Annotated in this window: 17 protein-coding genes, 6 tRNA genes and 3 rRNA genes; 4 read left to right on the top strand and 22 right to left on the bottom strand. The window is 54.0% G+C overall.

Annotated elements, in window-relative coordinates; genetic code table 11:
* Positions 1–139: 139 nt before the first annotated feature.
* The 9 genes from rplA to TAN611_RS01200 all read right to left on the bottom strand — a co-directional run bounded on the left by rplA (position 140) and on the right by TAN611_RS01200 (position 4,448).
* Entirely contained in the window at positions 140–844 is a 705-nt protein-coding gene (rplA, locus tag TAN611_RS01240) for a 50S ribosomal protein L1 (protein WP_105229428.1), read from the bottom strand.
* A gap of 3 nt (positions 845–847) precedes the next feature.
* Complete coding sequence (gene rplK / locus TAN611_RS01235) at positions 848–1,276, bottom strand: 50S ribosomal protein L11 (RefSeq protein WP_004089458.1); 429 nt, start codon at positions 1,274–1,276, stop codon at positions 848–850.
* 162 nt (positions 1,277–1,438) lie between these two features.
* The gene (nusG, locus tag TAN611_RS01230) at positions 1,439–1,984 is read right to left on the bottom strand and encodes a transcription termination/antitermination protein NusG (protein WP_004929914.1); all 546 of its coding nucleotides are present in this window, start codon (positions 1,982–1,984) and stop codon (positions 1,439–1,441) included.
* 1 nt (position 1,985) lies between these two features.
* Entirely contained in the window at positions 1,986–2,369 is a 384-nt protein-coding gene (gene secE, locus TAN611_RS01225) for a preprotein translocase subunit SecE (protein WP_105229427.1), read from the bottom strand.
* Positions 2,370–2,626: 257 nt separating this feature from the next.
* Positions 2,627–3,811, bottom strand: coding sequence for an elongation factor Tu (tuf, locus tag TAN611_RS01220; RefSeq protein WP_105229426.1), 1,185 nt, complete (start codon positions 3,809–3,811; stop codon positions 2,627–2,629).
* 110 nt (positions 3,812–3,921) lie between these two features.
* Positions 3,922–3,997: transfer RNA gene (locus tag TAN611_RS01215), tRNA-Thr, on the bottom strand.
* Positions 3,998–4,003: 6 nt separating this feature from the next.
* A tRNA-Gly gene (locus TAN611_RS01210) sits at positions 4,004–4,078 on the bottom strand.
* A gap of 186 nt (positions 4,079–4,264) precedes the next feature.
* Positions 4,265–4,349: transfer RNA gene (locus tag TAN611_RS01205), tRNA-Tyr, on the bottom strand.
* Between the two features lie 23 nt (positions 4,350–4,372).
* Positions 4,373–4,448: transfer RNA gene (locus TAN611_RS01200), tRNA-Thr, on the bottom strand.
* Positions 4,449–4,845: 397 nt separating this feature from the next.
* On the opposite strand from TAN611_RS01200, the gene TAN611_RS01195 reads away from it, so the two are divergent.
* Together TAN611_RS01195 and coaA are read left to right on the top strand one after the other, a co-directional pair.
* Positions 4,846–5,394 (top strand): GNAT family N-acetyltransferase, encoded by a 549-nt coding sequence (locus TAN611_RS01195; RefSeq protein ID WP_105229425.1) that lies wholly within the window; start codon positions 4,846–4,848, stop codon positions 5,392–5,394.
* Between the two features lie 223 nt (positions 5,395–5,617).
* Positions 5,618–6,568: a type I pantothenate kinase gene (coaA, locus tag TAN611_RS01190; protein WP_197951015.1), complete on the top strand. Its 951-nt coding sequence runs from the start codon at positions 5,618–5,620 to the stop codon at positions 6,566–6,568.
* Positions 6,569–6,609: 41 nt separating this feature from the next.
* Here the strand turns inward: coaA and birA are convergent, their stop codons facing one another.
* The 11 genes from birA to pepQ all read right to left on the bottom strand — a co-directional run bounded on the left by birA (position 6,610) and on the right by pepQ (position 18,643).
* Entirely contained in the window at positions 6,610–7,572 is a 963-nt protein-coding gene (gene birA, locus TAN611_RS01185; protein WP_197951013.1) for a bifunctional biotin--[acetyl-CoA-carboxylase] ligase/biotin operon repressor BirA, read from the bottom strand.
* Positions 7,569–8,606, bottom strand: a complete 1,038-nt coding sequence (gene murB, locus TAN611_RS01180) for a UDP-N-acetylmuramate dehydrogenase (protein WP_105229422.1) — start codon at positions 8,604–8,606, stop codon at positions 7,569–7,571. The genes birA and murB overlap by 4 nt, the downstream gene beginning before the upstream one ends.
* A gap of 422 nt (positions 8,607–9,028) precedes the next feature.
* Positions 9,029–9,144, bottom strand: a 5S ribosomal RNA gene (gene rrf, locus TAN611_RS01175).
* Positions 9,145–9,250: 106 nt separating this feature from the next.
* Positions 9,251–12,158: ribosomal RNA gene (locus TAN611_RS01170) — 23S ribosomal RNA — on the bottom strand.
* 207 nt (positions 12,159–12,365) lie between these two features.
* Positions 12,366–12,441 (bottom strand) — tRNA-Ala (locus TAN611_RS01165).
* Between the two features lie 130 nt (positions 12,442–12,571).
* A tRNA-Ile gene (locus TAN611_RS01160) sits at positions 12,572–12,648 on the bottom strand.
* Positions 12,649–12,722: 74 nt separating this feature from the next.
* A 16S ribosomal RNA gene (locus TAN611_RS01155) occupies positions 12,723–14,264 on the bottom strand.
* Together the 16S, 23S and 5S rRNA genes with 2 tRNA genes alongside form the textbook arrangement of a ribosomal RNA operon.
* 404 nt (positions 14,265–14,668) lie before the next feature.
* A complete protein-coding gene (hemG, locus tag TAN611_RS01150; protein ID WP_105229421.1) occupies positions 14,669–15,190 on the bottom strand; it encodes a menaquinone-dependent protoporphyrinogen IX dehydrogenase in 522 nt (173 codons plus the stop codon).
* Positions 15,191–15,211: 21 nt separating this feature from the next.
* The gene (gene trkH, locus TAN611_RS01145) at positions 15,212–16,663 is read right to left on the bottom strand and encodes a Trk system potassium transporter TrkH (RefSeq protein ID WP_105229420.1); all 1,452 of its coding nucleotides are present in this window, start codon (positions 16,661–16,663) and stop codon (positions 15,212–15,214) included.
* Positions 16,664–16,697: 34 nt separating this feature from the next.
* Positions 16,698–17,312 (bottom strand): IMPACT family protein, encoded by a 615-nt coding sequence (locus TAN611_RS01140; protein ID WP_105229419.1) that lies wholly within the window; start codon positions 17,310–17,312, stop codon positions 16,698–16,700.
* Positions 17,312–18,643: a Xaa-Pro dipeptidase gene (gene pepQ, locus TAN611_RS01135; protein WP_105229418.1), complete on the bottom strand. Its 1,332-nt coding sequence runs from the start codon at positions 18,641–18,643 to the stop codon at positions 17,312–17,314. The genes TAN611_RS01140 and pepQ overlap by 1 nt, the downstream gene beginning before the upstream one ends.
* A gap of 343 nt (positions 18,644–18,986) precedes the next feature.
* Between pepQ and fadB the strand changes: the two genes are divergently transcribed.
* The gene (gene fadB / locus TAN611_RS01130; protein WP_203067119.1) at positions 18,987–21,176 is read left to right on the top strand and encodes a fatty acid oxidation complex subunit alpha FadB; all 2,190 of its coding nucleotides are present in this window, start codon (positions 18,987–18,989) and stop codon (positions 21,174–21,176) included.
* Positions 21,177–21,187: 11 nt separating this feature from the next.
* Positions 21,188–22,351, top strand: coding sequence for an acetyl-CoA C-acyltransferase FadA (gene fadA, locus TAN611_RS01125; RefSeq protein WP_105229416.1), 1,164 nt, complete (start codon positions 21,188–21,190; stop codon positions 22,349–22,351).
* A 150-nt stretch (positions 22,352–22,501) separates the two neighbouring features.
* Here fadA and fre read toward each other — a convergent pair whose 3' ends face one another.
* Both fre and ubiD read right to left on the bottom strand, forming a co-directional pair.
* Positions 22,502–23,203 carry an NAD(P)H-flavin reductase gene (fre, locus tag TAN611_RS01120; protein WP_105229415.1) on the bottom strand — a complete coding sequence of 234 codons (702 nt, stop codon included), beginning with the start codon at positions 23,201–23,203 and terminating at the stop codon, positions 22,502–22,504.
* Positions 23,204–23,254: 51 nt separating this feature from the next.
* Positions 23,255–24,775, bottom strand: a complete 1,521-nt coding sequence (gene ubiD / locus TAN611_RS01115) for a 4-hydroxy-3-polyprenylbenzoate decarboxylase (protein WP_105229414.1) — start codon at positions 24,773–24,775, stop codon at positions 23,255–23,257.
* Between the last annotated feature and the right edge of the window lie 35 nt (positions 24,776–24,810).

Raw genomic sequence — 24,810 nt, 5'->3', positions numbered from 1 at the left:
GGTCTTGGACGGAGGCCTGGATTAGGCCAGGCTCCAACCGAAAATTCTTGTGTTCCGCCGATAAAAACGGCAGAACCTTGGGGCATAAGATTCTAGGCGAAAATATGCCCCAAGTCAAAGCGATTAATCGTCTAAACGATTAGCTCGCTACAGCAGTCAGGCCGCTCTGATCGATAGCAACGCCAGCACCCATGGTGGTGGAGAGGCTAACTTTCTTGATGTAAACGCCTTTAGCCTGAGATGGTTTCGCTTTTTTCAGCGCAACCAGCAGGGCTTCCAGGTTTTCTTTCAGCTGAGCTGCTTCGAAATCAACCTTACCGATAGTGGTATGGATGATGCCGTTTTTGTCGTTACGGTAACGAATCTGACCTGCTTTAGCGTTTTTCACTGCTTCAGCAACGTTCGGCGTAACGGTACCCACTTTCGGGTTTGGCATCAGGCCACGTGGACCCAGAACCTGGCCCAGTTGGCCAACAACGCGCATTGCATCTGGAGATGCGATAACAACGTCAAAGTTCATTTCGCCTTTCTTGATCTGATCGGCCAGATCTTCCATGCCTACCAGCTCTGCGCCAGCTGCTTTTGCAGCTTCAGCGTTAGGGCCTTGAGCGAAGACGGCAACGCGTACGCTGCGACCGGTGCCGTGTGGCAGAACGGTAGCGCCGCGAACGTTTTGATCAGATTTACGCGCGTCGATGCCCAGGTTAACGGCAACGTCTACGCTTTCTACGAATTTAGCGGTGGCCAGCTCTTTCAGCAGAGCAACAGCTTCGGTGATGTCATACTGTTTAGTAGCATCAACTTTGTCACGGATCACGCGCATGCGCTTGGTCAGCTTAGCCATCTATTAATCCTCCACTACCAGGCCCATGGAACGAGCAGTACCTTCGATGGAGCGAATCATCGCTTCAACGTCGGAACCAGTCATGTCCGCAGCTTTGGTTTCTGCGATTTCACGTACCTGAGCACTGGTCACTTTACCGACTTTGTCTTTGTTCGGCTTGCCAGAACCAGACTTGATACCAGCCGCTTTTTTCAGCAGAACTGCTGCTGGCGGAGTTTTGGTAACGAAGGTGAAGGAGCGATCAGAATAAACGGTAATAACAACCGGGATCGGCAGGCCTTTTTCAATGCTGTCAGTCTTAGCATTGAACGCCTTACAGAATTCCATGATGTTAACACCTTGCTGACCCAGAGCTGGACCGACTGGCGGGCTCGGGTTAGCCATACCAGCTGCAACCTGCAGCTTAACGTAGGCTTGTACTTTCTTGGCCATTGAAATTTCCTCGTATGGGTAGTATCGCCTCGCAAGAGGCTCCCCGTGTTTCACCCCGCTCAAACCAATGAGCAAGGCCTCTAAAAACAAAAGGCGCGAAATTATAGTTTAATTTCGCGCCTCATACAAGACGTAAAGCCCGGATAGCTGATGATTAAACGATCAGCCTTTCTCCACCTGGCTGAAGTCCAGTTCTACCGGCGTTGCACGACCGAAGATGGAAACGGAAACCTTCAGGCGGCTCTTTTCGTAATCCACTTCTTCCACCACGCCGTTAAAGTCAGCAAACGGACCGTCGTTAACGCGCACCAGTTCACCCGGTTCGAACAGCGTTTTCGGACGTGGCTTATCGCCAACCTGCTGCAGGCGGTTCATGATGGCGTCAACTTCTTTGTCGCTGATTGGCGCAGGGCGATCCGACGTACCGCCAATAAAGCCCATCACGCGCGGAACGCTGCGCACCAAGTGCCAGCTGGCATCGTTCATCACCATTTGAACCAGCACGTAACCCGGGAAGAATTTGCGTTCGCTCTTACGACGCTGACCACCACGGATTTCAACCACTTCTTCCGTAGGCACCATGACTTCGCCGAACAGCTCTTCCATATCGTGCAGTTTGATGTGTTCACGCAGCGATTGCGCTACGCGACCTTCAAAACCAGAAAACGCCTGAACGACGTACCAACGTTTTTTTGGAGCTTCAGACATTTTAGAACCTCAGGCCAGTAATAAACGATACCAGACGGACCAGAACGCCATCCAGCCCCCACAGAATCAAAGACATCACGGCAGTTACCGCGGCAACGATCAATGTGGTGTGCAGCGTTTCCTGGCGCGTTGGCCAAATCACTTTACGTACTTCGGTACGCGCTTCACGCGCGAACGCTACGGTGGCTTTACCTTTGGTCGTCATCAGGGCGATGGCGCCCGCAATAGCAATCACCACAACCACAGCCAGCGCACGCAATGGCAGGCTGAAATCGCGGTAGTAATAGTTACCGACAATAGCCACAACCAACAGAACGGCGACGATTAGCCACTTCATCACTTCCAGGCCGCGCCCGCTCCCTTGAGCCTCGGTATTCGCACTCATAAACCAACCTGTCACTTATGATTCAGAACAAACAACTTTGCCTCGCATTGCGAGGCAAACCAAACCGATTAGATGCTCTTCAAACAGCATTCGGTGTTTTACGCGATGACGTACCCTGTCAATACGCTTTTAAGAGCCCATCTCACCAATGATTATGAACGTAAAATCGCTGATGAGATAGGTTCTAGTTCACAGCGTAGAAAAAGGGCATCAAATGATGCCCTTTTACCGCGTGTCGCGTCAAATGTTATCAGCGATTAAGCGATAACTTTAGCAACAACACCCGCGCCTACGGTACGGCCGCCTTCACGGATTGCGAAACGCAGACCGTCGTCCATCGCGATTGGGTGAATCAGGGTTACTACCATGTTCACGTTGTCGCCTGGCATTACCATCTCTACGCCTTCTGGCAGTTCGATGGTACCGGTCACGTCAGTTGTACGGAAGTAGAACTGTGGACGGTAGCCTTTGAAGAACGGAGTATGACGGCCGCCTTCGTCTTTGGACAGAATGTACACTTCAGATTCGAACTGGGTGTGCGGCTTGATTGAACCTGGCTTCGCCAGTACCTGACCACGTTCGATTTCTTCACGCTTGATACCACGCAGCAGAACACCTACGTTCTCACCAGCACGGCCTTCGTCCAGCAGTTTGCGGAACATTTCTACGCCAGTACAGGTAGACTTAACGGTGTCTTTGATACCAACGATTTCAACTTCTTCACCGACTTTGATGATACCGCGCTCTACACGACCGGTAACAACGGTACCACGACCGGAGATGGAGAAGACGTCTTCGATTGGCAGCAGGAACGGCTTGTCTACAGCACGCTCTGGCTCTGGGATGTAGCTGTCCAGCGCTTCTGCCAGCTCAACAATCTTCGCTTCCCACTCGGCTTCGCCTTCCAGCGCTTTCAGCGCGGAACCACGGATTACCGGCAGGTCGTCGCCAGGGAAATCGTAAGCAGACAGCAGTTCGCGAACTTCCATCTCTACCAGTTCCAGCAGCTCTTCATCATCTACCATGTCGCATTTGTTCATGAATACGATGATGTAAGGTACGCCTACCTGGCGGCCCAGCAGGATGTGCTCACGGGTCTGAGGCATTGGGCCGTCAGTCGCTGCTACTACCAGGATTGCGCCGTCCATCTGCGCTGCACCGGTGATCATGTTTTTCACGTAGTCGGCGTGCCCTGGGCAGTCAACGTGCGCGTAGTGACGAGTCGGGGTGTCATACTCAACGTGAGAAGTGTTGATGGTGATACCACGAGCTTTTTCTTCTGGCGCGTTATCGATCTGGTCGAAAGCGCGAGCAGCACCGCCGTAGGTTTTAGACAGTACGGTAGTGATTGCAGCGGTCAGCGTTGTTTTACCATGGTCAACGTGGCCGATAGTACCGACGTTAACGTGCGGTTTTGTACGTTCAAACTTTTCTTTAGACATCGATTGTCCCTCTAAGACACGGATAAATCGGTGGTATCACCACATCAACCAAGCTTAATGCTTGCTGAATTCAGAACAGAAAGAGAATCAGGGGGCGAGAAAATAAGAAGTGGTGCTGATAGGCAGATTCGAACTGCCGACCTCACCCTTACCAAGGGTGCGCTCTACCAACTGAGCTATATCAGCACATCTTGGAGCGGGCAGTGGGAATCGAACCCACATCATCAGCTTGGAAGGCTGAGGTAATAGCCATTATACGATGCCCGCATCCTGGAACTCGGCTACCTGATTTTTCTGCAGATATTGGGATGGGGAAAGGACGGTTGGTCGCTGAATTCCTCACCCTTCGTTTTGTACAGCCTTAAACACGCTGTGCAAACCGGTTTACCTTCCCCGCCCGGCATTCATCATACTGGCTGCCGTGCGGTTTAACCTTGCTAACAAGGTTAAAAATGGTGGTGGGGGAAGGATTCGAACCTTCGAAGTCTGTGACGGCAGATTTACAGTCTGCTCCCTTTGGCCGCTCGGGAACCCCACCAGATTTTAACTACAGGTACTTGATGGTGCCGGCTACCGGAATCGAACTGGTGACCTACTGATTACAAGTCAGTTGCTCTACCTACTGAGCTAAGCCGGCATCAAGTGCAGCGCATTCTAGGTAGAGAGCGCGGGCTATGCAACAAAAAAATTGCGTTCTGCGCACTTTCGCTCATAAAACAGTCGATTTTTGCATTTTGCAGCGGATTCAGCTCGCTCCGCGCGCAAATAACCATCAAACGCGACGACCATTCTGTACAATTTCATCCGCTTTTTGCAAGTCTTGAGCCGATGTTTCTGCGTGTCGGCCGGCTCAGTGCGATCAACTGACGGTGTCTCCCCCTTTCTTCAACGCCTGCATCATCAGCGAGCATGGCGCCCCATGATGGTGCAGACGCGCAAACGTACGTCACCCCGTTGACGTATCAGCAGTGGCTTCGGACGGTTGGCGTGCTTATTGCATGGGTTTCTTACCCGCATTAACCAAGGAGTTGTTGATGAAAATTGTACCGATAAATGCCAGTACGCTACCGGTCTACCGCAGCGAGTTGGCAGCACTGCTGCTGGATGCCGTAAAAGGGGGCGCATCAATCGGCTATACCGAGGACATTACGCCAGAAGAGGCGGCCAGCTACTTCCACGGCCTGCGCCCGGCGCTGGCGAAAGGCGAGCTGCTGTTATGGATTGCCAGAGACGAAAGCGGTGTTACCGGTTGTGTGCAGCTGGAACTGTGCCAAAAACCCAATGGGCGCAACCGCGCAGAGGTTCAAAAGCTCCTGGTGCACAGCCAGGCGCGTCGTCAAGGCATCGGCCGCACGCTGATGAAAACCGTGGAAAATACGGCGCTACAGCATCAGCGCGGCCTGCTCTATCTCGATACGCAAGCTGGCAGCATCGCCGAATCGCTGTATCGTGCCATGGGGTACCACTGCCTCGGAGAACTGCCGGACTACGCCGCCACCCCAGATGGTTATTACCACCCTACCGTGATTTACTATAAGCGACTGTTCGCGGTCAATCCGGCATCCCGCTCATTGGCCAGCTGAACCCCGCGCGGTATCATTACTTTTCTCTGATATCGCCTTGCAACGCACGCATTCACAAGTGCGTGCCCGTTCGCACAATTACCATTCTCTCACCGCAATCGACAACAAAGTTGAAAAAAGTCTACGCCAAAAACGAAGCTGTCTATAATATGCAGCTTGTTTATTATCTGGAGTTGGCGTCCGGCGCCTTTCCCAACCTGCGTTAACAGGCAGAATTTGGCTTATGATAAAAAGAGATCAATCTTTAGCAACGCCGTACCTACAGTTCGATCGTACCCAATGGGCTGCGTTGCGAGATTCGGTGCCGCTGACGTTATCAGAAGAAGAAATTGTTAAACTGAAAGGGATTAACGAAGATCTCTCTTTAGAGGAAGTCGCGCAGATCTACCTCCCCTTGTCGCGACTGTTGAACTTTTACATCAGTTCCAATCTACGCCGTCAGGCCGTTCTGGAGCAATTTCTTGGCACCGACGGGCAGAAAATTCCCTATGTGATCGGCATCGCCGGCAGCGTTGCCGTAGGTAAAAGCACCACCGCACGTCTGCTGCAGGCGCTGCTTAGCAGCTGGCCGGAACATCGCAGCGTTGAACTGGTCACCACCGATGGCTTCCTGCACCCCAACAGAGTACTGAACGAACGCGGTCTGATGAAAAAGAAAGGCTTCCCGCAGTCTTACGACATGCATAGCCTGGTGAAATTTGTCTCAGAAGTGAAATCAGGCGCTAAACGCGTCACCGCACCGGTTTACTCACACCTGATTTATGACGTCGTGCCCGATGGCAATAAGGTCATTGAACAGCCGGATATTCTGATTCTGGAAGGCCTGAACGTTCTGCAAAGCGGCATGGACTATCCGCACGACCCACACCACGTCTTTGTCTCAGATTTTGTCGATTTCTCTATTTACGTCGATGCACCTGCCGAGCTGCTGCAAACCTGGTATATCAACCGCTTCCTGAAGTTCCGCCAGGGCGCATTCTCCAACCCAAGCTCCTATTTCCATAACTATGCCAAACTCTCGGAGAGTGAAGCGGTGAAAATCGCCACTCAGCTATGGAATGAGATTAATGGCTTGAATTTACAACAGAACATTCTGCCGACGCGCGAGCGCGCCAGTCTGATCATGACAAAAAGCGCCAATCATGCCGTCGAGCATGTGCGCCTTAGAAAGTAGCGTTTTGCAGGGGACAACCGTGTCCCCTGCTGGCTACACGATCACTCGGCACTGCGTAATGAGATCTCACCGCCGATAAAGGGTTTGATCACGCCATCCTGTTCAAGCAGCAATGCACCCTGCTGATCGATGCCGCGCGCAATCCCCAGGACCTGCTGCTCACCAATCAAGAGTTTGACCGGACGATCGATAAAGTTATCCAGCTCACGCCAACGTGCAATGAAAGGCGACAGTCCTTCACTTTCAAACTGCCGCAATGACTGACGCATCTCATTGAGTAACGTAGCGGCAAGCTCATTGCGATCGATAGCAATCCCTGCCTCCTGCAGGTTAATCCAACCCTGATTAATACTGTCGCTCTGCGTATCCCGCATTGCCAGGTTGATACCGGCGCCGATCACAATCTGTGCAGCATCGCCGGTTTTACCGGTCAATTCAACGAGAATACCCGCCAGTTTTCGGTCATTCAGGTAAAGATCATTCGGCCACTTCACCCGGACTTTTTCTGCCCCCAAACGCTGCAGCACCTCGGTCATCACGATGCCGATCACCAGACTAAGGCCAATCGCCGCCGCCGGTCCCTGCTCCAAACGCCAAAACATCGACAAATAGAGGTTGGCACCGAACGGAGACACCCACTGGCGCCCGCGACGACCTCGCCCCGCCTGCTGATATTCTGCCACACAGGCATCGCCGGATTGCAAACTGGCGATACGATCGAGCAAATACTGGTTGGTTGAATCCACTACCGGCAATACCGTCACCTGCTTCTCATCCAGCAATGCTGTAATACGCTGCGCTTCCAGCAGTTGAATCGGCGCCGGCAGGCTGTAGCCTTTCCCCGGGACGGTAAACACGTCTACGCCCCACTCTCTGACGGTTTGAATATGCTTGTTAACCGCGGCACGGCTCATGCCCAAATATTCACCCAGCTGTTCACCCGAATGGAAATCTCCATCGGCCAGCATGGCGATGAGCTTTAATGGAACCGTCGTATCTCTCATGAAATAGCCTCTACAGCGTCTACTTCACCTGCCGATGCAATAAAGCGCACCTCCGGTTCAAGCCAGACGCTAAACTTCTCTGCAACCGTGTTGCGCACGTGGCGCGCCAGCGCAACGATATCCTGGCTAACGGCATTATCCTGGTTAATCAACACCAGCGCCTGCTTACTATGCACCGCAGCCCCGCCGATACGATAGCCTTTTAACGCGCATTGATCGATCAGCCACCCTGCGGCCAGTTTCACCCGACCATCCGCCTGCGGGAAATGCGGCATAGCAGGGTAAGCAGCTAACAGTTCTGTGGCCTGCTCCTTCTCCACCACCGGATTCTTGAAAAAGCTGCCGGCGTTGCCGGTTTCTCTCGGATCCGGGAGTTTACTGCGACGCATCGCGCAAACCGCGTCAAATACCTGATGCGGCGTTACCGTCTCTTTATCCAGCTTAGTCAGATCGCCATAGCTCAATAGCGGCTGCCACTGTTTATTCAGCCGTATACCGACGGCAACGATGAGATAGCCGACTTTAAACTGATGTTTGAAAATACTTTCCCGGTAGCCAAAGTTGCAGCGTTCAGGCACCATCCGATCGATCTCTCCGGTCGTCAGATTGAGCAGGTCGACGTATTCACAGACATCTTTCCATTCAACGCCATACGCGCCGATATTCTGGATAGGAGCCGAACCGACGCAGCCAGGGATCAGAGCCAGATTTTCCAAACCGGGCATACCGCCGTCGAGCGTTCTTTTTACCAGCTCATGCCAGCTCTCACCGGCGCTGACATGAAGATGCCAGCTATCCTGCTCTTCCCTGACCTTAATACCGTGCAGGCGGTTAATCATGACCGTGCCAGCAAAGTCTTCTAAAAACAGGACATTACTGCCCTCTCCAAGAACCAGCAGCGGCTCTTGACGTTTTTTCGTCTTCTGCCAGACCTTAATCATTAACTCGATGTTCTCTGCAATGACCAATTGCGCTGCATTGACCGGGAGCGCAAAGGTATTGTGATTTTTTAAAGACGCGCTTTCAGTAGACATGATATTGAATACCCATTCCGGAATAATTGCACTTAGTCTACTCGAATAAATTTTTGTGGCTATTATTTGTTTTTTGATAATGCGTAGTAGCAGGCAAAATCATGAAACAAAGCAAGGTGACTCTCAATCTATCTGGATGAAATATCGCAATAATTCCAGACTCATGGCAATAGAAAATTATTCTGCACGCGATCAGACTAATAACACAGTCGTAGAGGAAACGTATAAATACATTGTTTATTAGCGTAGTAATTTATTTCAGCTTTATATGCTTTCCCAATGGATAAACATCGACTGAATAAACAATAACCCAACTATACGTATTATTACTGGGTCACCAGGCATGGATATTACAGATTATTTAGCGATGAATAACGCAAAAAGCCTCATGCTTTCGCATGAGGCTTCTTACTTTGTTTGATGCCTGGCAGTGTCCTACTCTCGCATGGGGAGACCCCACACTACCATCGGCGCTACGGCGTTTCACTTCTGAGTTCGGCATGGGGTCAGGTGGGACCACCGCGCTATTGCCGCCAGGCAAATTCTGTTTTAATCAACCCGCAACGCGTCCACGTCGCCAGTCAATCCAATCTCGGAACTTCACTGAAAATCAAATCGCGTCTCTAAAACACCTTCGGTGTTGTAAGGTTAAGCCTCACGGTTCATTAGTACTGGTTAGCTCAATGCATCGCTGCACTTACACACCCAGCCTATCAACGTCTTAGTCTTAAACGTTCCTTCAGGGGCCTTAAAGGCCCAGGGAAGACTCATCTTGAGGCAAGTTTCGCGCTTAGATGCTTTCAGCGCTTATCTTTTCCGCACTTAGCTACCGGGCAATGCCATTGGCATGACAACCCGAACACCAGTGGTGCGTTCACTCCGGTCCTCTCGTACTAGGAGCAACCCCTCTCAATCTTCCAACGCCCACGGCAGATAGGGACCGAACTGTCTCACGACGTTCTAAACCCAGCTCGCGTACCACTTTAAATGGCGAACAGCCATACCCTTGGGACCTACTTCAGCCCCAGGATGTGATGAGCCGACATCGAGGTGCCAAACACCGCCGTCGATATGAACTCTTGGGCGGTATCAGCCTGTTATCCCCGGAGTACCTTTTATCCGTTGAGCGATGGCCCTTCCATTCAGAACCACCGGATCACTAAGACCTGCTTTCGCACCTGCTCGAGCCGTCACTCTCGCAGTCAAGCTAGCTTATGCCTTTGCACTAACCTCACGATGTCCGACCGTGATTAGCTAACCTTCGTGCTCCTCCGTTACTCTTTGGGAGGAGACCGCCCCAGTCAAACTACCCACCAGACACTGTCCTCACCCCCGATTAGGGGGCCGAGTTAGAACATCAAACATTAAAGGGTGGTATTTCAAGGTTGGCTCCATGCAGACTGGCGTCCACACTTCAAAGCCTCCCACCTATCCTACACATCAAGGCTCAATGTTCAGTGTCAAGCTATAGTAAAGGTTCACGGGGTCTTTCCGTCTTGCCGCGGGTACACTGCATCTTCACAGCGAGTTCAATTTCACTGAGTCTCGGGTGGAGACAGCCTGGCCATCATTACGCCATTCGTGCAGGTCGGAACTTACCCGACAAGGAATTTCGCTACCTTAGGACCGTTATAGTTACGGCCGCCGTTTACCGGGGCTTCGATCAAGAGCTTCTGGTTACCCATAACCCCATCAATTAACCTTCCGGCACCGGGCAGGCGTCACACCGTATACGTCCACTTTCGTGTTTGCACAGTGCTGTGTTTTTATTAAACAGTTGCAGCCAGCTGGTATCTGCGACTGGCTTCAGCTCCATCCGCGAGGGACTTCACCTACGCGCCAGCGTGCCTTCTCCCGAAGTTACGGCACCATTTTGCCTAGTTCCTTCACCCGAGTTCTCTCAAGCGCCTGGGTATTCTCTACCTGACCACCTGTGTCGGTTTGGGGTACGATTTCGTGTTACCTGGAGCTTAGAGGCTTTTCCTGGAAGCTTGGCATCAACTACTTCTGCACCGTAGTGCATCGTCATCACGCCTCAGGGTTAACAAGTAACCGGATTTACCAGGTCACTCCCCCTACACGCTTAAACCGAGACAACCGTCGCTCGGCTAGCCTAGCCTTCTCCGTCCCCCCTTCGCAGTAACACCAAGTACAGGAATATTAACCTGTTTCCCATCGACTACGCTTTTCAGCCTCGCCTTAGGGGTCGACTCACCCTGCCCCGATTAACGTTGGACAGGAACCCTTGGTCTTCCGGCGTGCGGGTTTTTCACCCGCATTATCGTTACTTATGTCAGCATTCGCACTTCTGATACCTCCAGCATGCCTCGCAGCACACCTTCAACGGCTTACAGAACGCTCCCCTACCCAACAACACCTAAGTGTCGCTGCCGCAGCTTCGGTGCATGGTTTAGCCCCGTTACATCTTCCGCGCAGGCCGACTCGACCAGTGAGCTATTACGCTTTCTTTAAATGATGGCTGCTTCTAAGCCAACATCCTGGCTGTCTGTGCCTTCCCACATCGTTTCCCACTTAACCATGACTTTGGGACCTTAGCTGGCGGTCTGGGTTGTTTCCCTCTTCACGACGGACGTTAGCACCCGCCGTGTGTCTCCCGTGATAACATTCTTCGGTATTCGGAGTTTGCATCGGTTTGGTAAGCCGGGATGGCCCCCTAGCCGAAACAGTGCTCTACCCCCGAAGATGAGTTCACGAGGCGCTACCTAAATAGCTTTCGGGGAGAACCAGCTATCTCCCGGTTTGATTGGCCTTTCACCCCCAGCCACAAGTCATCCGCTAATTTTTCAACATTAGTCGGTTCGGTCCTCCAGTTAGTGTTACCCAACCTTCAACCTGCCCATGGCTAGATCACCGGGTTTCGGGTCTATACCTTGCAACTAGACGCCCAGTTAAGACTCGGTTTCCCTACGGCTCCCCTATTCGGTTAACCTTGCTACAAAATATAAGTCGCTGACCCATTATACAAAAGGTACGCAGTCACACCACGAAGGTGCTCCCACTGCTTGTACGTACACGGTTTCAGGTTCTATTTCACTCCCCTCGCCGGGGTTCTTTTCGCCTTTCCCTCACGGTACTGGTTCACTATCGGTCAGTCAGGAGTATTTAGCCTTGGAGGATGGTCCCCCCATATTCAGACAGGATAACACGTGTCCCGCCCTACTCATCGAACTCACGACCTGTGCATCTTCGTGTACGGGACTATCACCCTTTACTGTGCGACTTTCCAGACGCTTCCACTGACACACAAGCCGATTCAGGTTCTGGGCTCTTCCCCGTTCGCTCGCCGCTACTGGGGGAATCTCGGTTGATTTCTTTTCCTCGGGGTACTTAGATGTTTCAGTTCCCCCGGTTCGCCTCATGCCACTATGTATTCATGACATGATAATGTGTCGAAACACACTGGGTTTCCCCATTCGGGTATCGTCGGTTATAACGGTTCATATCACCTTACCGACGCTTTTCGCAGATTAGCACGCCCTTCATCGCCTCTGACTGCCTAGGCATCCACCGTGTACGCTTAGTCACTTAACCTCACAACCCGAAGGTGTCTTCCGACATCGTCGCATTGCTACATTTGAGAGACTCTATGACAGGTTACTCCTCGTCCCGAACGTCTACGGGGGACAAGTTTCAGCTGCCATGTTTCAATTTTCAGCTTGTTCCAGATTGTTAAAGAGCAAAATACTTCGCAGCATACTGTTGCCAATATACTCTGAAGTATTGATTTTCGGACTTATATGGTGGAGCTAAGCGGGATCGAACCGCTGACCTCCTGCGTGCAAGGCAGGCGCTCTCCCAGCTGAGCTATAGCCCCATATAATCGCGTGCAATACCTTTGTTATTACCAACTCGTAAAGAGTTAATTCTTTCTTAGGCAAGGCATGCGACCGGGAAGTTTACTTTGGTAAACGTACCGAGAGCATAACGCAGCATAAGGAAGAATTTGGTAGGCCTGAGTGGACTTGAACCACCGACCTCACCCTTATCAGGGGTGCGCTCTAACCACCTGAGCTACAAGCCTATAAAGGTATTTCTGCTCGTTACTTTTTCATCAGACAATCTGTGTGGACACTGCACAGTCAGGATATCTTTAGGTAAGGAGGTGATCCAACCGCAGGTTCCCCTACGGTTACCTTGTTACGACTTCACCCCAGTCATGAATCACAAAGTGGTAAGCGCCCTCCCGAAGGTTAAGCTACCTACTTCTTTTGCAACCCACTCCCATGGTGTGACGGGCGGTGTGTACAAGGCCCGGGAACGTATTCACCGTAGCATTCTGATCTACGATTACTAGCGATTCCGACTTCATGGAGTCGAGTTGCAGACTCCAATCCGGACTACGACGTACTTTATGAGGTCCGCTTGCCTTCGCAGGTTCGCTTCTCTTTGTATACGCCATTGTAGCACGTGTGTAGCCCTACTCGTAAGGGCCATGATGACTTGACGTCATCCCCACCTTCCTCCAGTTTATCACTGGCAGTCTCCTTTGAGTTCCCGGCCGAACCGCTGGCAACAAAGGATAAGGGTTGCGCTCGTTGCGGGACTTAACCCAACATTTCACAACACGAGCTGACGACAGCCATGCAGCACCTGTCTCAGAGTTCCCGAAGGCACCAATCCATCTCTGGAAAGTTCTCTGGATGTCAAGAGTAGGTAAGGTTCTTCGCGTTGCATCGAATTAAACCACATGCTCCACCGCTTGTGCGGGCCCCCGTCAATTCATTTGAGTTTTAACCTTGCGGCCGTACTCCCCAGGCGGTCGATTTAACGCGTTAGCTCCGGAAGCCACGCCTCAAGGGCACAACCTCCAAATCGACATCGTTTACGGCGTGGACTACCAGGGTATCTAATCCTGTTTGCTCCCCACGCTTTCGCACCTGAGCGTCAGTCTTCGTCCAGGGGGCCGCCTTCGCCACCGGTATTCCTCCAGATCTCTACGCATTTCACCGCTACACCTGGAATTCTACCCCCCTCTACGAGACTCTAGTCTGCCAGTTTCAAATGCAGTTCCCAAGTTAAGCTCGGGGATTTCACATCTGACTTAACAAACCGCCTGCGTGCGCTTTACGCCCAGTAATTCCGATTAACGCTTGCACCCTCCGTATTACCGCGGCTGCTGGCACGGAGTTAGCCGGTGCTTCTTCTGCGAGTAACGTCAATGTAATGCCGTATTAAGACACTACCCTTCCTCCTCGCTGAAAGTGCTTTACAACCCGAAGGCCTTCTTCACACACGCGGCATGGCTGCATCAGGCTTGCGCCCATTGTGCAATATTCCCCACTGCTGCCTCCCGTAGGAGTCTGGACCGTGTCTCAGTTCCAGTGTGGCTGGTCATCCTCTCAGACCAGCTAGGGATCGTCGCCTAGGTGAGCCATTACCCCACCTACTAGCTAATCCCATCTGGGCACATCCGATGGTGTGAGGCCCGAAGGTCCCCCACTTTGGTCCGAAGACGTTATGCGGTATTAGCCACCGTTTCCAGTGGTTATCCCCCTCCATCGGGCAGTTTCCCAGACATTACTCACCCGTCCGCCGCTCGCCGGCAAAGTAGCAAGCTACTTTCCGCTGCCGCTCGACTTGCATGTGTTAGGCCTGCCGCCAGCGTTCAATCTGAGCCATGATCAAACTCTTCAATTAAAAGCTTGATTCGCTAAGTTAATAGCTGTTGCTCAAAGATTTACTGCATGAATTTTACTTCAGTTAGTCACTCTTCAAGACTTGATATTTTTTTGCATCCGAGGATGCTGGATATCGTCTTGTGAGTGCCCACACAGATTGTCTGATAAATTGTTAAAGAGCATCGCCGGAGATAATTCTCATCGGCGCGGGCTGCGTATACTACGCCTTTCGCCCGGAGAGTCAAGCGTTTATTTCGCTTTCTTCTCGCTGACCCGGCGGCTTGTCAGTCGTTGTTCCCGGTCAGTGGAGGCGCATTATAGGGAGTTCTCAGAACGCCGCAACCCCTAATTTCAAAAAACTTTTCAACTGCCTTCTTTTTCAACAAAACGCTGCTCAAGCCAGCGTTTTTGTCACTTTTCATACTAAAGCTGGCGAAATTCCTGGGCAAAGCGCTCGACCTCACGCCAATCCGTGTACTCCACTTCTTTACTGCTATCCGTTTCTCCCCCGGTCATACGCATAATGAACTGAATCATAATACGGTCGAACCAGCGATAACGCGGATAACGCAGCGCGCCGGCAAAGACCGCACACTGTGTCGGTTGCCATGGCGAAGACAGCAGGAACTTACGGGTATAAGGATTAGTTTGAGGTGAACGCTTGTCTGGCTTGCGCGCCGTCAGGTTGACTGAGAAAAAGGCGCTCGGCATTTGGTTCAGGCGTTCAGCATGACGTTTTACAAACTTATCCAACCCAGGATGGAAATGCCCGTAGCGAATCGAGGCGCCGATCATGATGCGTTGATACTGCCTGAGATCGACGTTTTCCGCCTGAAGCAGATCGACCACATCACAGCACATCGCCTCTTGCAGTTTGTTCGCAATATAAGAAGCGATTGCGTGAGTCTGCCCATCGCGACTTGAATAGAGAATCAGTGCCTTCATGGCGTTACTCCTTATCTAGGATCATTCACGCCAGAAGGTCGGCGTAAACAGAACCAGCAGTGTGAAAACTTCAAGGCGCCCGAACAGCATCGTCAACACCAGTATCCACTTCGCCGGCGGCGGCATAGTCGTAAAGTTATCGGCGACAACCCCCAGACCCGGGCCCAGGTTGTTCAGCGTGGCGGTCACGGCAGCAAAGGCGGAGAAATCATCTACACCGGTAGCGATAATCGCCAGCATGCTGACGATAAACACCAGCGCGTAAGCGGAGAAGAACCCCCATACTGCTTCTAATATACGTTCGGGTAACGCACGGTTACCCAGCTTAATGGTATACACCGCATTGGGATGCACCAGCCTTTTCAGTTCACGCGACCCCTGCAGATACAGCAGTAAAATGCGGATTACCTTCAAGCCACCGCCGGTAGAACCGGCGCAGCCGCCGATAAAGGCGGAACACAGCAGCAACATAGGCAAGAACAGCGGCCATTTGGCGATGCTGTCAGTCGTGAAACCTGCCGTCGTCGCCATGGACACCACTTGGAAAAACGCCTGGTTGATCGTTTCCATACCTGACTGATAGACGCCATGCCCCCACAGGATCACCGAACACACCACCACCAGCGTCAATTGCACAAAGATAAACATGCGGAATTCAGGGTCGCGCCAGTACACTTTAAGGCTGCGGCCGCTCAATAACGCAAAGTGCAAACCATAGTTACAGCCGGAAATCAGCAGGAACACGGCGATGATGGTGTTAATTGTCGGACTGGCGTAATAGCCGATGCTGGCGTCGTGGGTGGAGAAACCGCCAATGGCGATGGTTGAAAAGCTATGACCAATAGCGTCGAACGCCGACATCCCGGCCCCCCACAGTGCCAATGCGCAGGCTAAGGTCAACAGCACATAGATAAGCCACAGTGTTTTCGCCGTTTCCGCAATCCTCGGACGCATTTTATTATCTTTCAACGGCCCCGGCATTTCTGCACGGTACAGCTGCATCCCGCCGACGCCGAGAATAGGTAAAATAGCGACCGCCAGCACGATGATCCCCATCCCGCCCATCCACTGCAGCATCTGCCGGTAGAACAAAATGGCTTTTGGCAGCGAGTCCAACCCGACCAGCGTCGTTGCGCCAGTGGTGGTCAAACCGGAAAAGGATTCGAAAAATGCATCGGTAAGCGAGAGATTGGGCCGCTCAGAAAACAGGAAGGGTAAAGCCCCCACGCTGCCCAGCACCGTCCAGAAAAGCACCACGATCAGAAATCCTTCGCGCGGCTTCAGCTCATGCTTTTGTTTACGGTTCGGCCACCACAGCAGTAGGCCGATAGTGACAGCGACAAAGAAGGTCTGCGTAAATGCCCGTCCCGCGCCATCGCGGTAAATCAACGCCACCAGCCCAGGGAGGAACATTGTCCCGGAGAATAAGATGACCAATACACCTACGATACGGGTTATGGCGCGAAAATGCATTTCACACGATCCTTAGCAATTTAATTGGAGGGAATTATTGCGAAATGGGGGTTAATTGCAAATTACCGCGACTCAGATCACGTAATTTATTCCCAAAGGTCTCGGTTTCCGTTGCCGGCAAGGCCAGATGCAACACAACATCCGCACCGTATTCGCCGTGCAGAATCCGCCCTTCCATTTGCTGTAGCAGGTTCTCAACCAACGCCAGCTGCGCATAGTCGCATTGCAAAGTATATTCCAACTGCGGCACTTTGCTGACCAACGGCAGCAGCTTTAACGCCTGCTGTACCCCGCTGCCATAGGCCTTGACCAGGCCACCGGTGCCTAATTTAATCCCGCCGTAGTAGCGTACCACCACTGCGGTTATCTCCCCCACGCCGCTGCCCATCAGCTGGGCCAGGATCGGTTTCCCTGCTGTGCCGGAAGGCTCGCCGTCGTCGGAAAACCCCAACTGCTGCGAATCCCCCGGCGCGCCGGCGACAAAAGCCCAGCAGTGGTGCCGGGCCGTTGGATGCTCTTCTCTGACCCGCTGAATAAAAGCTTTAGCCGCTTCCACACCGCAGGTCGGTGCCAACAGCGTAATAAAGCGGCTTTTCTTTATCTCCTCACTGACGCTGATAGCCTCTGCAGGAACCGGGTATGCTTCCATCACGCCAAATTAAGATCGCGCGTCATGTTTTCCACCCGCTTTTCATGAATCACGACGTTGTCTTCAATGCGGATGCCGCCGTAAGCCTTCAGCATATCAATGCGCTCCCAGGCAAAGTGTTTGGCGAACTCGCCGCTGCGCCACGGCGCCAACAGAGACTCAATAAAATACAGCCCCGGCTCAATGGTCAATACCATGCCCGGCTGCAGCACCCGCGTACAGCGCAGGAACGGATATTTGGCCGGCGCCGCCAGATGGGTGCCGTTTTCATCCTGCATAAAGCCGGCGGCGTCATGCACCTGCAACCCCAACGGGTGGCCCAGACCATGCGGCAGGAACGGGCAGGTCAGCCCTTGTTCAACCATCGCCTCTTCGCTGATGTCATTCACCAGGCGGTGTTTCTTCAGCAGGCTGGCCAAACGCTGATGCATCTGCACGTGGTAATCGGTATAACGCACGCCGGGCTTCAGCGTGCCGATCAGCGCCAGCTGTTCAGCATTGAGGTCTTTAATCAGGGCGGCGAAATCGCTATCGCCGTCCGCCGCATAGGTGCGCGTCAAGTCCGCTGCATAACCGTTATATTCCGCACCGGCATCGATCAGGAAGCTGCGCATGTCGGACGGCGGCTGATGATCGAGCGTGGTGTAGTGCAGCACGGCGGCGTGTTCATTCAGCGCCACGATATTGCCGTAAGGCACGTCAGTGTCGCGGTGGCCGGTCGCAGTCAGATAAGCCTGGTTGATATCAAACTCGCTCATGCCGGACAGAAAAGCTTCACGCGCCGCCTTATGGCCCGTCACCGCCGTTTTCTGCGCGGCGCGCATGCAGGCCTGTTCGTAACCGGTTTTGATCGAACGATGGAAATCAAGGTAGTTCAGCACCGCCTGCGGATTGATATTATCTTCCGCAATGCCCAACTCCCGCGCCCGCTGCTGGGCATAGCCGAGATAGCCGACGCGCTCGCGCTGTGCCGGCAGAAGCTGACCAATATCGCCGGCATTAGCCAGCGGCATCAGATCGACGGATTGCGTCCAGAAGCTGTTCGGCAGAGGCTCGACGCTGTGCCAATAATCCACCGGCGAATAGAACCACAGCTTCGGTTTGTTAACGCCATCAATCCATAACCAGCAGTTCGGCACCGACGTCACCGGCACCCACGCTTTAAAATGCGCGTTGACCTTGAACGGATAGTGGTGGTCATCCTGAAAGACCCGCAACAACTCGCCGGAATGAATCAGCAGCGCGTCCAGTTTATTGCGCGCCAACACATCGCGTGCGCGGTTTTGCAGTTCATTCAGATGTTCGTTATACAAAGAAGCCAGCGTTTCCATCACAGTACCTTTATGCCCTTAGAACGGAATGCGCCATCTTAACACACTGATTACGCACTCCAACCCCGCCCCATCAGGCATGCGAAACACCTCGCAAACTGTTAACGACACAGACCCTATCAAGGCAACCATTGCCACACTGTCCACGCTGATTTGATGTCAACCTGCACCGAACGGCCAAACCACACAAAATATAATCACATTTAATATCAATGAGATAAAGTTATTCGCTGTGATCGGCGCAGCAAAAAATCAATTTCTAATTTGCATATTTTTAACATTAAAACCACACTCACTTTCATCTGGTCATACCAGATCAGAGGCGCTGATTCAGGAGATAAACATGCTCTACCAAGGCGAAACATTACAACTACACTGGCTCGAGAACGGTATCGCCGAGCTGGTGTTTGATGCCCCAGGCTCCGTCAACAAGCTGGATACCCGCACCGTTGCAGCGCTGGGTGAAGCGCTCGACGTACTGGAAAAACAGACCGAGCTGAAAGGGCTGCTGCTGCGTTCCAACAAAAACGCATTTATCGTCGGTGCCGATATCACCGAATTCCTGTCGCTGTTCGCCGCCCCGGCGGAAAAACTGCAGCATTGGCTGGCTTTCGCCAATTCCATTTTCAACCGCCTGGAAGATTTACCGGTGCCGACCATTGCCGCCATCAACGGCTATGCGCTGGGCGGCGGCTGCGAGTGCGTGTTGGCGACGGACTTCCGCGTCGCGACGCCGGATGCGCGCATCGGCCTGCCGGAAACCAAACTCGGCATTATGCCGGGCTTCGGCGGCTCGGTACGTCTGCCGCGTCTGCTCGGCAACGACAGCGCACTGGAGATCATCGCCGCAGGTAAAGACATCGGCGCCAAAGAAGCGCTGAAAGTCGGCCTGGTCGATGCGATCGTCGCGCCGGAAAAATTGGCGGATGCCGCGCGTCAGATGCTGCAACAGGCCATTGACGGGCGGTTAGACTGGCGCGCCAGTCGTCAGCCGAAGCTGGAGCCGCTGAAGCTCAGCCCGATTGAAGCAGCCATGAGCTTCACTACCGCCAAGGGCATGGTTCTGCAAACGGCCGGCAAACACTATCCGGCGCCAATGACCGCGGTGAAGACGATAGAAGCCGCCGCCGGATTGGGACGCGATGAAGCACTGAAGCTGGAGACCGCCAGCTTTGTGCCGTTGGCGCGTTCCAATGAAGCCCGGGCGTTGGTCGGTATTTTCCTCAACGATCAGTTTGTGAAAGGTCAGGCGAAAAAACTGGCGAAAGATCGCGCCGCGCCGAAGCAGGCCGCAGTGCTGGGCGCCGGTATTATGGGCGGTGGCATCGCCTACCAGTCCGCATTAAAAGGCGTGCCGGTACTGATGAAAGATATCAGTGAAAAATCGCTGACGCTCGGCATGGGCGAAGCCGCCAAGCTGCTGAACAAACAGTTGGAGCGCGGCAAGCTCGACGGCATGAAGATGGCCGGCGTGCTGGCAACCATTCAGCCCACGCTGGACTACGCCGGCATTGAACGCGCTCAGGTGATTGTGGAAGCGGTGGTGGAGAATCCGAAGGTCAAAGCCGCAGTGTTGGCCGAAGTTGAAGGGCTCATCGGCGAAGATACGGTTCTGGCCTCCAATACCTCGACTATTCCGATTAATGAACTGGCAAAATCGCTGCAACGGCCGCAGAACTTCTGCGGTATGCACTTCTTTAACCCGGTGCATCGCATGCCGCTGGTAGAAATCATCCGCGGTGAACGCACCAGCGACGAAACCATCGCCGCCGTGGTGGCCTACGCGTCACGCATGGGGAAAACGCCGATCGTGGTCAACGACTGCCCGGGCTTCTTCGTCAACCGCGTGCTGTTCCCTTACTTTGCTGGCTTCAGCCTGCTGTTGCGGGACGGCGCTGATTTCCGTCAGGTCGATAAAGTGATGGAAAAACAATTCGGCTGGCCAATGGGTCCGGCCTACCTGCTTGACGTGGTCGGCATTGATACTGCACATCACGCCCAGGCCGTGATGGCCGCCGGCTTCCCAGAACGCATGAGCAAGGACTACCGCGACGCGGTCGACGTGATGTTCGACAACCAGCGCTTCGGCCAGAAAAATCAGGTGGGTTTCTACCGCTATAGCCAGGATAACAAAGGCAGACCGCGTAAAGAGAACGACGAACAGACCGATGCGCTGTTAGCGACGGTCAGCCAGCCGCGTCAGAACATCAGCGCCGAGGAAACTATCGCGCGCATGATGATTCCAATGATTAACGAAGTGGTGCGCTGTCTGGAAGAAGGCATCATCGCCAGCCCGGCGGAAGCCGATATGGCACTGGTTTACGGCATCGGCTTCCCGCCGTTCCACGGCGGCGTCTTCCGCTATCTGGATACCATGGGCACGGCCCATTACGTTGAAATGGCGCAACGTTACGCACATCTGGGCGAGCTGTATCAGGTTCCGGCCGGCCTGCGCGCCAAAGCCGAACGTAATGAAACCTACTACCCGGTGACGGCGCCAATCGCGGATGTCTCCACGGGCCAACCGGCATGAGGTCATAAAAGATGGAAAACGTAGTTATTGTTGACGCCGTCCGTACGCCGATGGGCCGCTCAAAAGGCGGCGCCTTCCGTCAGGTACGCGCCGAAGATCTGTCCGCCCACCTGATGCGTACGCTGCTCAGTCGCAATCCGGCGCTGGAACCCGGCGCAATTGACGATATTTACTGGGGCTGTGTACAGCAAACGCTGGAGCAAGGTTTTAATGTGGCGCGCAACGCCGCACTACTGGCGGAAATTCCCCATACGGTGCCCGCCGTTACCGTTAACCGCCTGTGCGGTTCCTCCATGCAGGCGCTGCACGACGCCGCTCGCGCCATTATGGTCGGCGATGCGCAGGTCAGCCTGATCGGCGGCGTCGAGCATATGGGCCACGTGCCGATGAACCACGGCATTGATTTTCACCCCGGCCTCAGCCGTTCGGTCGCCAAGGCCGCCGGCATGATGGGGCTGACCGCTGAAATGCTGGCCAAGATGCATAACATCAGCCGTCAGATGCAGGATGAGTTCGCCGCGCGTTCACACCAGCGCGCCTATGCCGCCACCCAGGCCGGGCATTTTAACCAGGAGATCGTCGCCACCACCGGTCACGATGCCGATGGCGTACTGACCCGCTATGATTTTGATGAAGTGATCCGCCCGGAAACCACGGTGGAAACGCTGGCGGCGCTGCGCCCGGCCTTCGACCCGGTGAACGGCACGGTCACCGCCGGCAGCTCCTCCGCCCTGTCAGACGGCGCTTCCGCCATGCTGCTGATGAGCGAATCGCACGCCAAAGCCCTGGGGCTGAAAGCCCGTGCGCGCATCCGCTCTATGGCGGTGGTGGGCTGCGATCCGTCCATCATGGGCTACGGCCCGGTGCCGGCCAGCCGGCTGGCGCTGAAGCGAGCCGGGCTGACCACTCAGGATATCGATCTGTTTGAACTGAACGAAGCCTTCGCCGCACAGTCGCTGCCCTGCATCAAGGATCTGGGGTTGCTGGACAGCCTGGACGACAAAGTGAACCTGAACGGCGGCGCCATTGCGTTGGGTCACCCTTTAGGCTGTTCCGGTTCGCGTATCTCCACCACCCTGCTGAACCTGATGGAACGTCGCGACGCGCAGTTTGGCCTGGCCACCATGTGCATCGGCCTGGGACAAGGCATCGCCACCGTGTTCGAACGCGTATAACACACCCTTTGCCGGCCCGCCGGGTCGGCATCTCAGTTTAGTTGCCGTGCTTCCCGCCTGTCAGGGGCGGGTTTTTTATCACCCTGCTTAACCAGCAAAAAAATAGGGCGGCTTGCGCCACCCCATATTACAACCTGTACCGCATCCCGCTTAAATAAACGAGAAGGCATCGCCAAACATGCGCGACGCCTGTGCACCACGTTCCGCGCAGAAGCGCTCGCGGGCAATTTTCGCCATCTCGAAGCGGCCGGCGATATAAATATCGTGCTCGGCCAGCGAACCGTAATCCTGCAGCACCGCGCTCAATACCGTGCCGCTGCGGCCGCGCCATTCAGGTTCAGGCTGTTCTACTACCGGGATCACCTTCAGGTTCGGATGCTGCAACGACAGCGCTTCCAGCTCGCTCAGGTCGTACAGATGCTGTAGCTCACGGCCGCCCCAGTAAATCGCGATATCGCGCTCCGGCTGCTGCTCCAGCGCAGTCAGCAAAATGGATCGTGCGTACGAGAAGCCGGTTCCTCCGGCGATCAGCACCAGCGGACGGCTGCCGTCTTCACGCAGCCAGGCGTCGCCATGCGGTACGTCAACGGTAATCGCCTGCTCTTTCAAAATACGATCCATCACCGCCATGGCGTACAGGTTCAGCTCTGAAGCGCCGATATGCAGCTCAATATATTCCTGCTGCGACGGGGTAGACGCCAATGAGAACGGACGCTTGTCGCGTTCGTCCATCACCACCATCAAATACTGCCCGGCCTTGAATAAAAACGGCGCTTCCGGCACCAAACGTACCCGATAAACGGTATCGGTAATGGCCTCTACGGAGGTCACTTTACAGCTCAATATTGTCATGCGTTCCCTCTGTCGGGTCATCAATGCAAAACTGAGAACAGGGCGCTGACGTTACAGCGTCGGTTCCCTGTCACTGAAGATTGCGAGCTCGTCCCAGATCTCATCGATGCGCGCACGCACCTTTTCATCCATTACGATCGGACGGCCCCACTCGCGCTGGGTTTCCCCCGGCCATTTATTAGTGGCGTCCAGCCCCATCTTCGAACCCAGCCCGGAAACCGGCGAGGCGAAGTCCAGATAGTCAATCGGCGTATTTTCCACCATAACGGTATCCCTTGCCGGATCCATTCGTGTGGTAATTGCCCAAATCACATCATTCCAGTCACGCGCGTTGACGTCGTCATCGCAAACAATCACGAACTTGGTATACATAAACTGACGCAGGAACGACCAAACGCCCATCATCACACGTTTGGCATGACCCGGATACTGCTTCTTCATGGTTACCACTGCCAGGCGGTAGGAGCAGCCTTCCGGCGGCAGGTAGAAGTCGACGATTTCCGGGAACTGTTTTTGCAGAATCGGCACGAACACTTCGTTCAACGCCACGCCCAATACCGCCGGCTCATCAGGCGGACGGCCAGTATAGGTGGAATGGTAAATGGCATCGCGACGCTGCGTCACATGCGTAACGGTGAATACCGGGAAATGGTCGATTTCATTGTAGTAACCGGTGTGGTCGCCATATGGCCCTTCCGGCGCCATTTCGCCCGGCTCAATATAGCCTTCAAGCACGATTTCCGCGCTGGCGGGCACTTCCAGATCGTTGGAAATACATTTGACGACTTCGGTCTTATTGCCACGTAGCAGCCCGGCGAAGGCGTATTCAGAAAGCGTATCCGGCACCGGCGTCACCGCGCCGAGAATGGTGGCCGGGTCGGCCCCCAGCGCGACGGAAACCGGGAAGCGCTCACCGGGGTGCGCCTGACACCACTCCTGAAAGTCCAGCGCGCCGCCGCGGTGCGACAGCCAACGCATAATCACCTTGTTCTTGCCCAATACCTGCTGACGATAAATCCCCAGATTCTGCCGCTCTTTCTCTGGTCCGCGGGTCACGGTCAGCCCCCAGGTAATCAGCGGCGCAGCGTCTTCCGGCCAGCAATGCATCACCGGGATGCGGCCAAGATCGACATCATCACCCTGCCAAACCTGCTCCTGGCACGGTGCTGAACCCAAGACTTTGGTCGGCATGTTCAGCACCTGCTTGAACTTCGGCATCTTGTCGAACAGATCGCGGAAGCCTTTTGGCGGCTCAGGTTCTTTCAGAAACGCCAGCAGTTTGCCCACATCGCGCAGCGCGCTGACGTCTTCCTGGCCCATGCCCATCGCCACGCGGTTCGCCGTGCCGAACAGGTTGCACAGCACCGGCATGTCATAGCCTTTCGGGTTTTCAAACAGCAGCGCCGGGCCGCCCGCACGCAGAGTGCGATCGGCAATTTCCGTCATTTCCAGATAGGGATCGATGGGCTGGCTGATGCGTTTTAGTTCCCCTCTCTTTTCCAGCAATGAGAGGAAATCGCGTAAGTCACGGTATTTCATACTGTTCATTATAACGGCCAGTGAGGCGGGCATTATAAGCCCTCTTCACGGTTGATGCTGCAATTTTG

The sequence above is a fragment of the Serratia sp. Tan611 genome, assembly GCF_905188235.1.
GTDB classification, from domain to species: domain Bacteria; phylum Pseudomonadota; class Gammaproteobacteria; order Enterobacterales; family Enterobacteriaceae; genus Serratia_B; species Serratia_B rhizosphaerae.
This window is presented reverse-complemented; position numbering and strand designations above follow the sequence as displayed.

Bases quoted from the DNA above. Each gene is read 5' to 3' on its own strand.
- rplA (WP_105229428.1), bottom strand. From the start codon at position 844: ATGGCTAAGCTGACCAAGCGCATGCGCGTGATCCGTGACAAAGTTGAT.
- rplK (WP_004089458.1), bottom strand. From the start codon at position 1,276: ATGGCCAAGAAAGTACAAGCCTACGTTAAGCTGCAGGTTGCAGCTGGT.
- nusG (WP_004929914.1), bottom strand. From the start codon at position 1,984: ATGTCTGAAGCTCCAAAAAAACGTTGGTACGTCGTTCAGGCGTTTTCT.
- secE (WP_105229427.1), bottom strand. From the start codon at position 2,369: ATGAGTGCGAATACCGAGGCTCAAGGGAGCGGGCGCGGCCTGGAAGTG.
- tuf (WP_105229426.1), bottom strand. From the start codon at position 3,811: ATGTCTAAAGAAAAGTTTGAACGTACAAAACCGCACGTTAACGTCGGT.
- TAN611_RS01195 (WP_105229425.1), top strand. From the start codon at position 4,846: ATGAAAATTGTACCGATAAATGCCAGTACGCTACCGGTCTACCGCAGC.
- coaA (WP_197951015.1), top strand. From the start codon at position 5,618: ATGATAAAAAGAGATCAATCTTTAGCAACGCCGTACCTACAGTTCGAT.
- birA (WP_197951013.1), bottom strand. From the start codon at position 7,572: ATGAGAGATACGACGGTTCCATTAAAGCTCATCGCCATGCTGGCCGAT.
- murB (WP_105229422.1), bottom strand. From the start codon at position 8,606: ATGTCTACTGAAAGCGCGTCTTTAAAAAATCACAATACCTTTGCGCTC.
- hemG (WP_105229421.1), bottom strand. From the start codon at position 15,190: ATGAAGGCACTGATTCTCTATTCAAGTCGCGATGGGCAGACTCACGCA.
- trkH (WP_105229420.1), bottom strand. From the start codon at position 16,663: ATGCATTTTCGCGCCATAACCCGTATCGTAGGTGTATTGGTCATCTTA.
- TAN611_RS01140 (WP_105229419.1), bottom strand. From the start codon at position 17,312: ATGGAAGCATACCCGGTTCCTGCAGAGGCTATCAGCGTCAGTGAGGAG.
- pepQ (WP_105229418.1), bottom strand. From the start codon at position 18,643: ATGGAAACGCTGGCTTCTTTGTATAACGAACATCTGAATGAACTGCAA.
- fadB (WP_203067119.1), top strand. From the start codon at position 18,987: ATGCTCTACCAAGGCGAAACATTACAACTACACTGGCTCGAGAACGGT.
- fadA (WP_105229416.1), top strand. From the start codon at position 21,188: ATGGAAAACGTAGTTATTGTTGACGCCGTCCGTACGCCGATGGGCCGC.
- fre (WP_105229415.1), bottom strand. From the start codon at position 23,203: ATGACAATATTGAGCTGTAAAGTGACCTCCGTAGAGGCCATTACCGAT.
- ubiD (WP_105229414.1), bottom strand. From the start codon at position 24,775: ATGCCCGCCTCACTGGCCGTTATAATGAACAGTATGAAATACCGTGAC.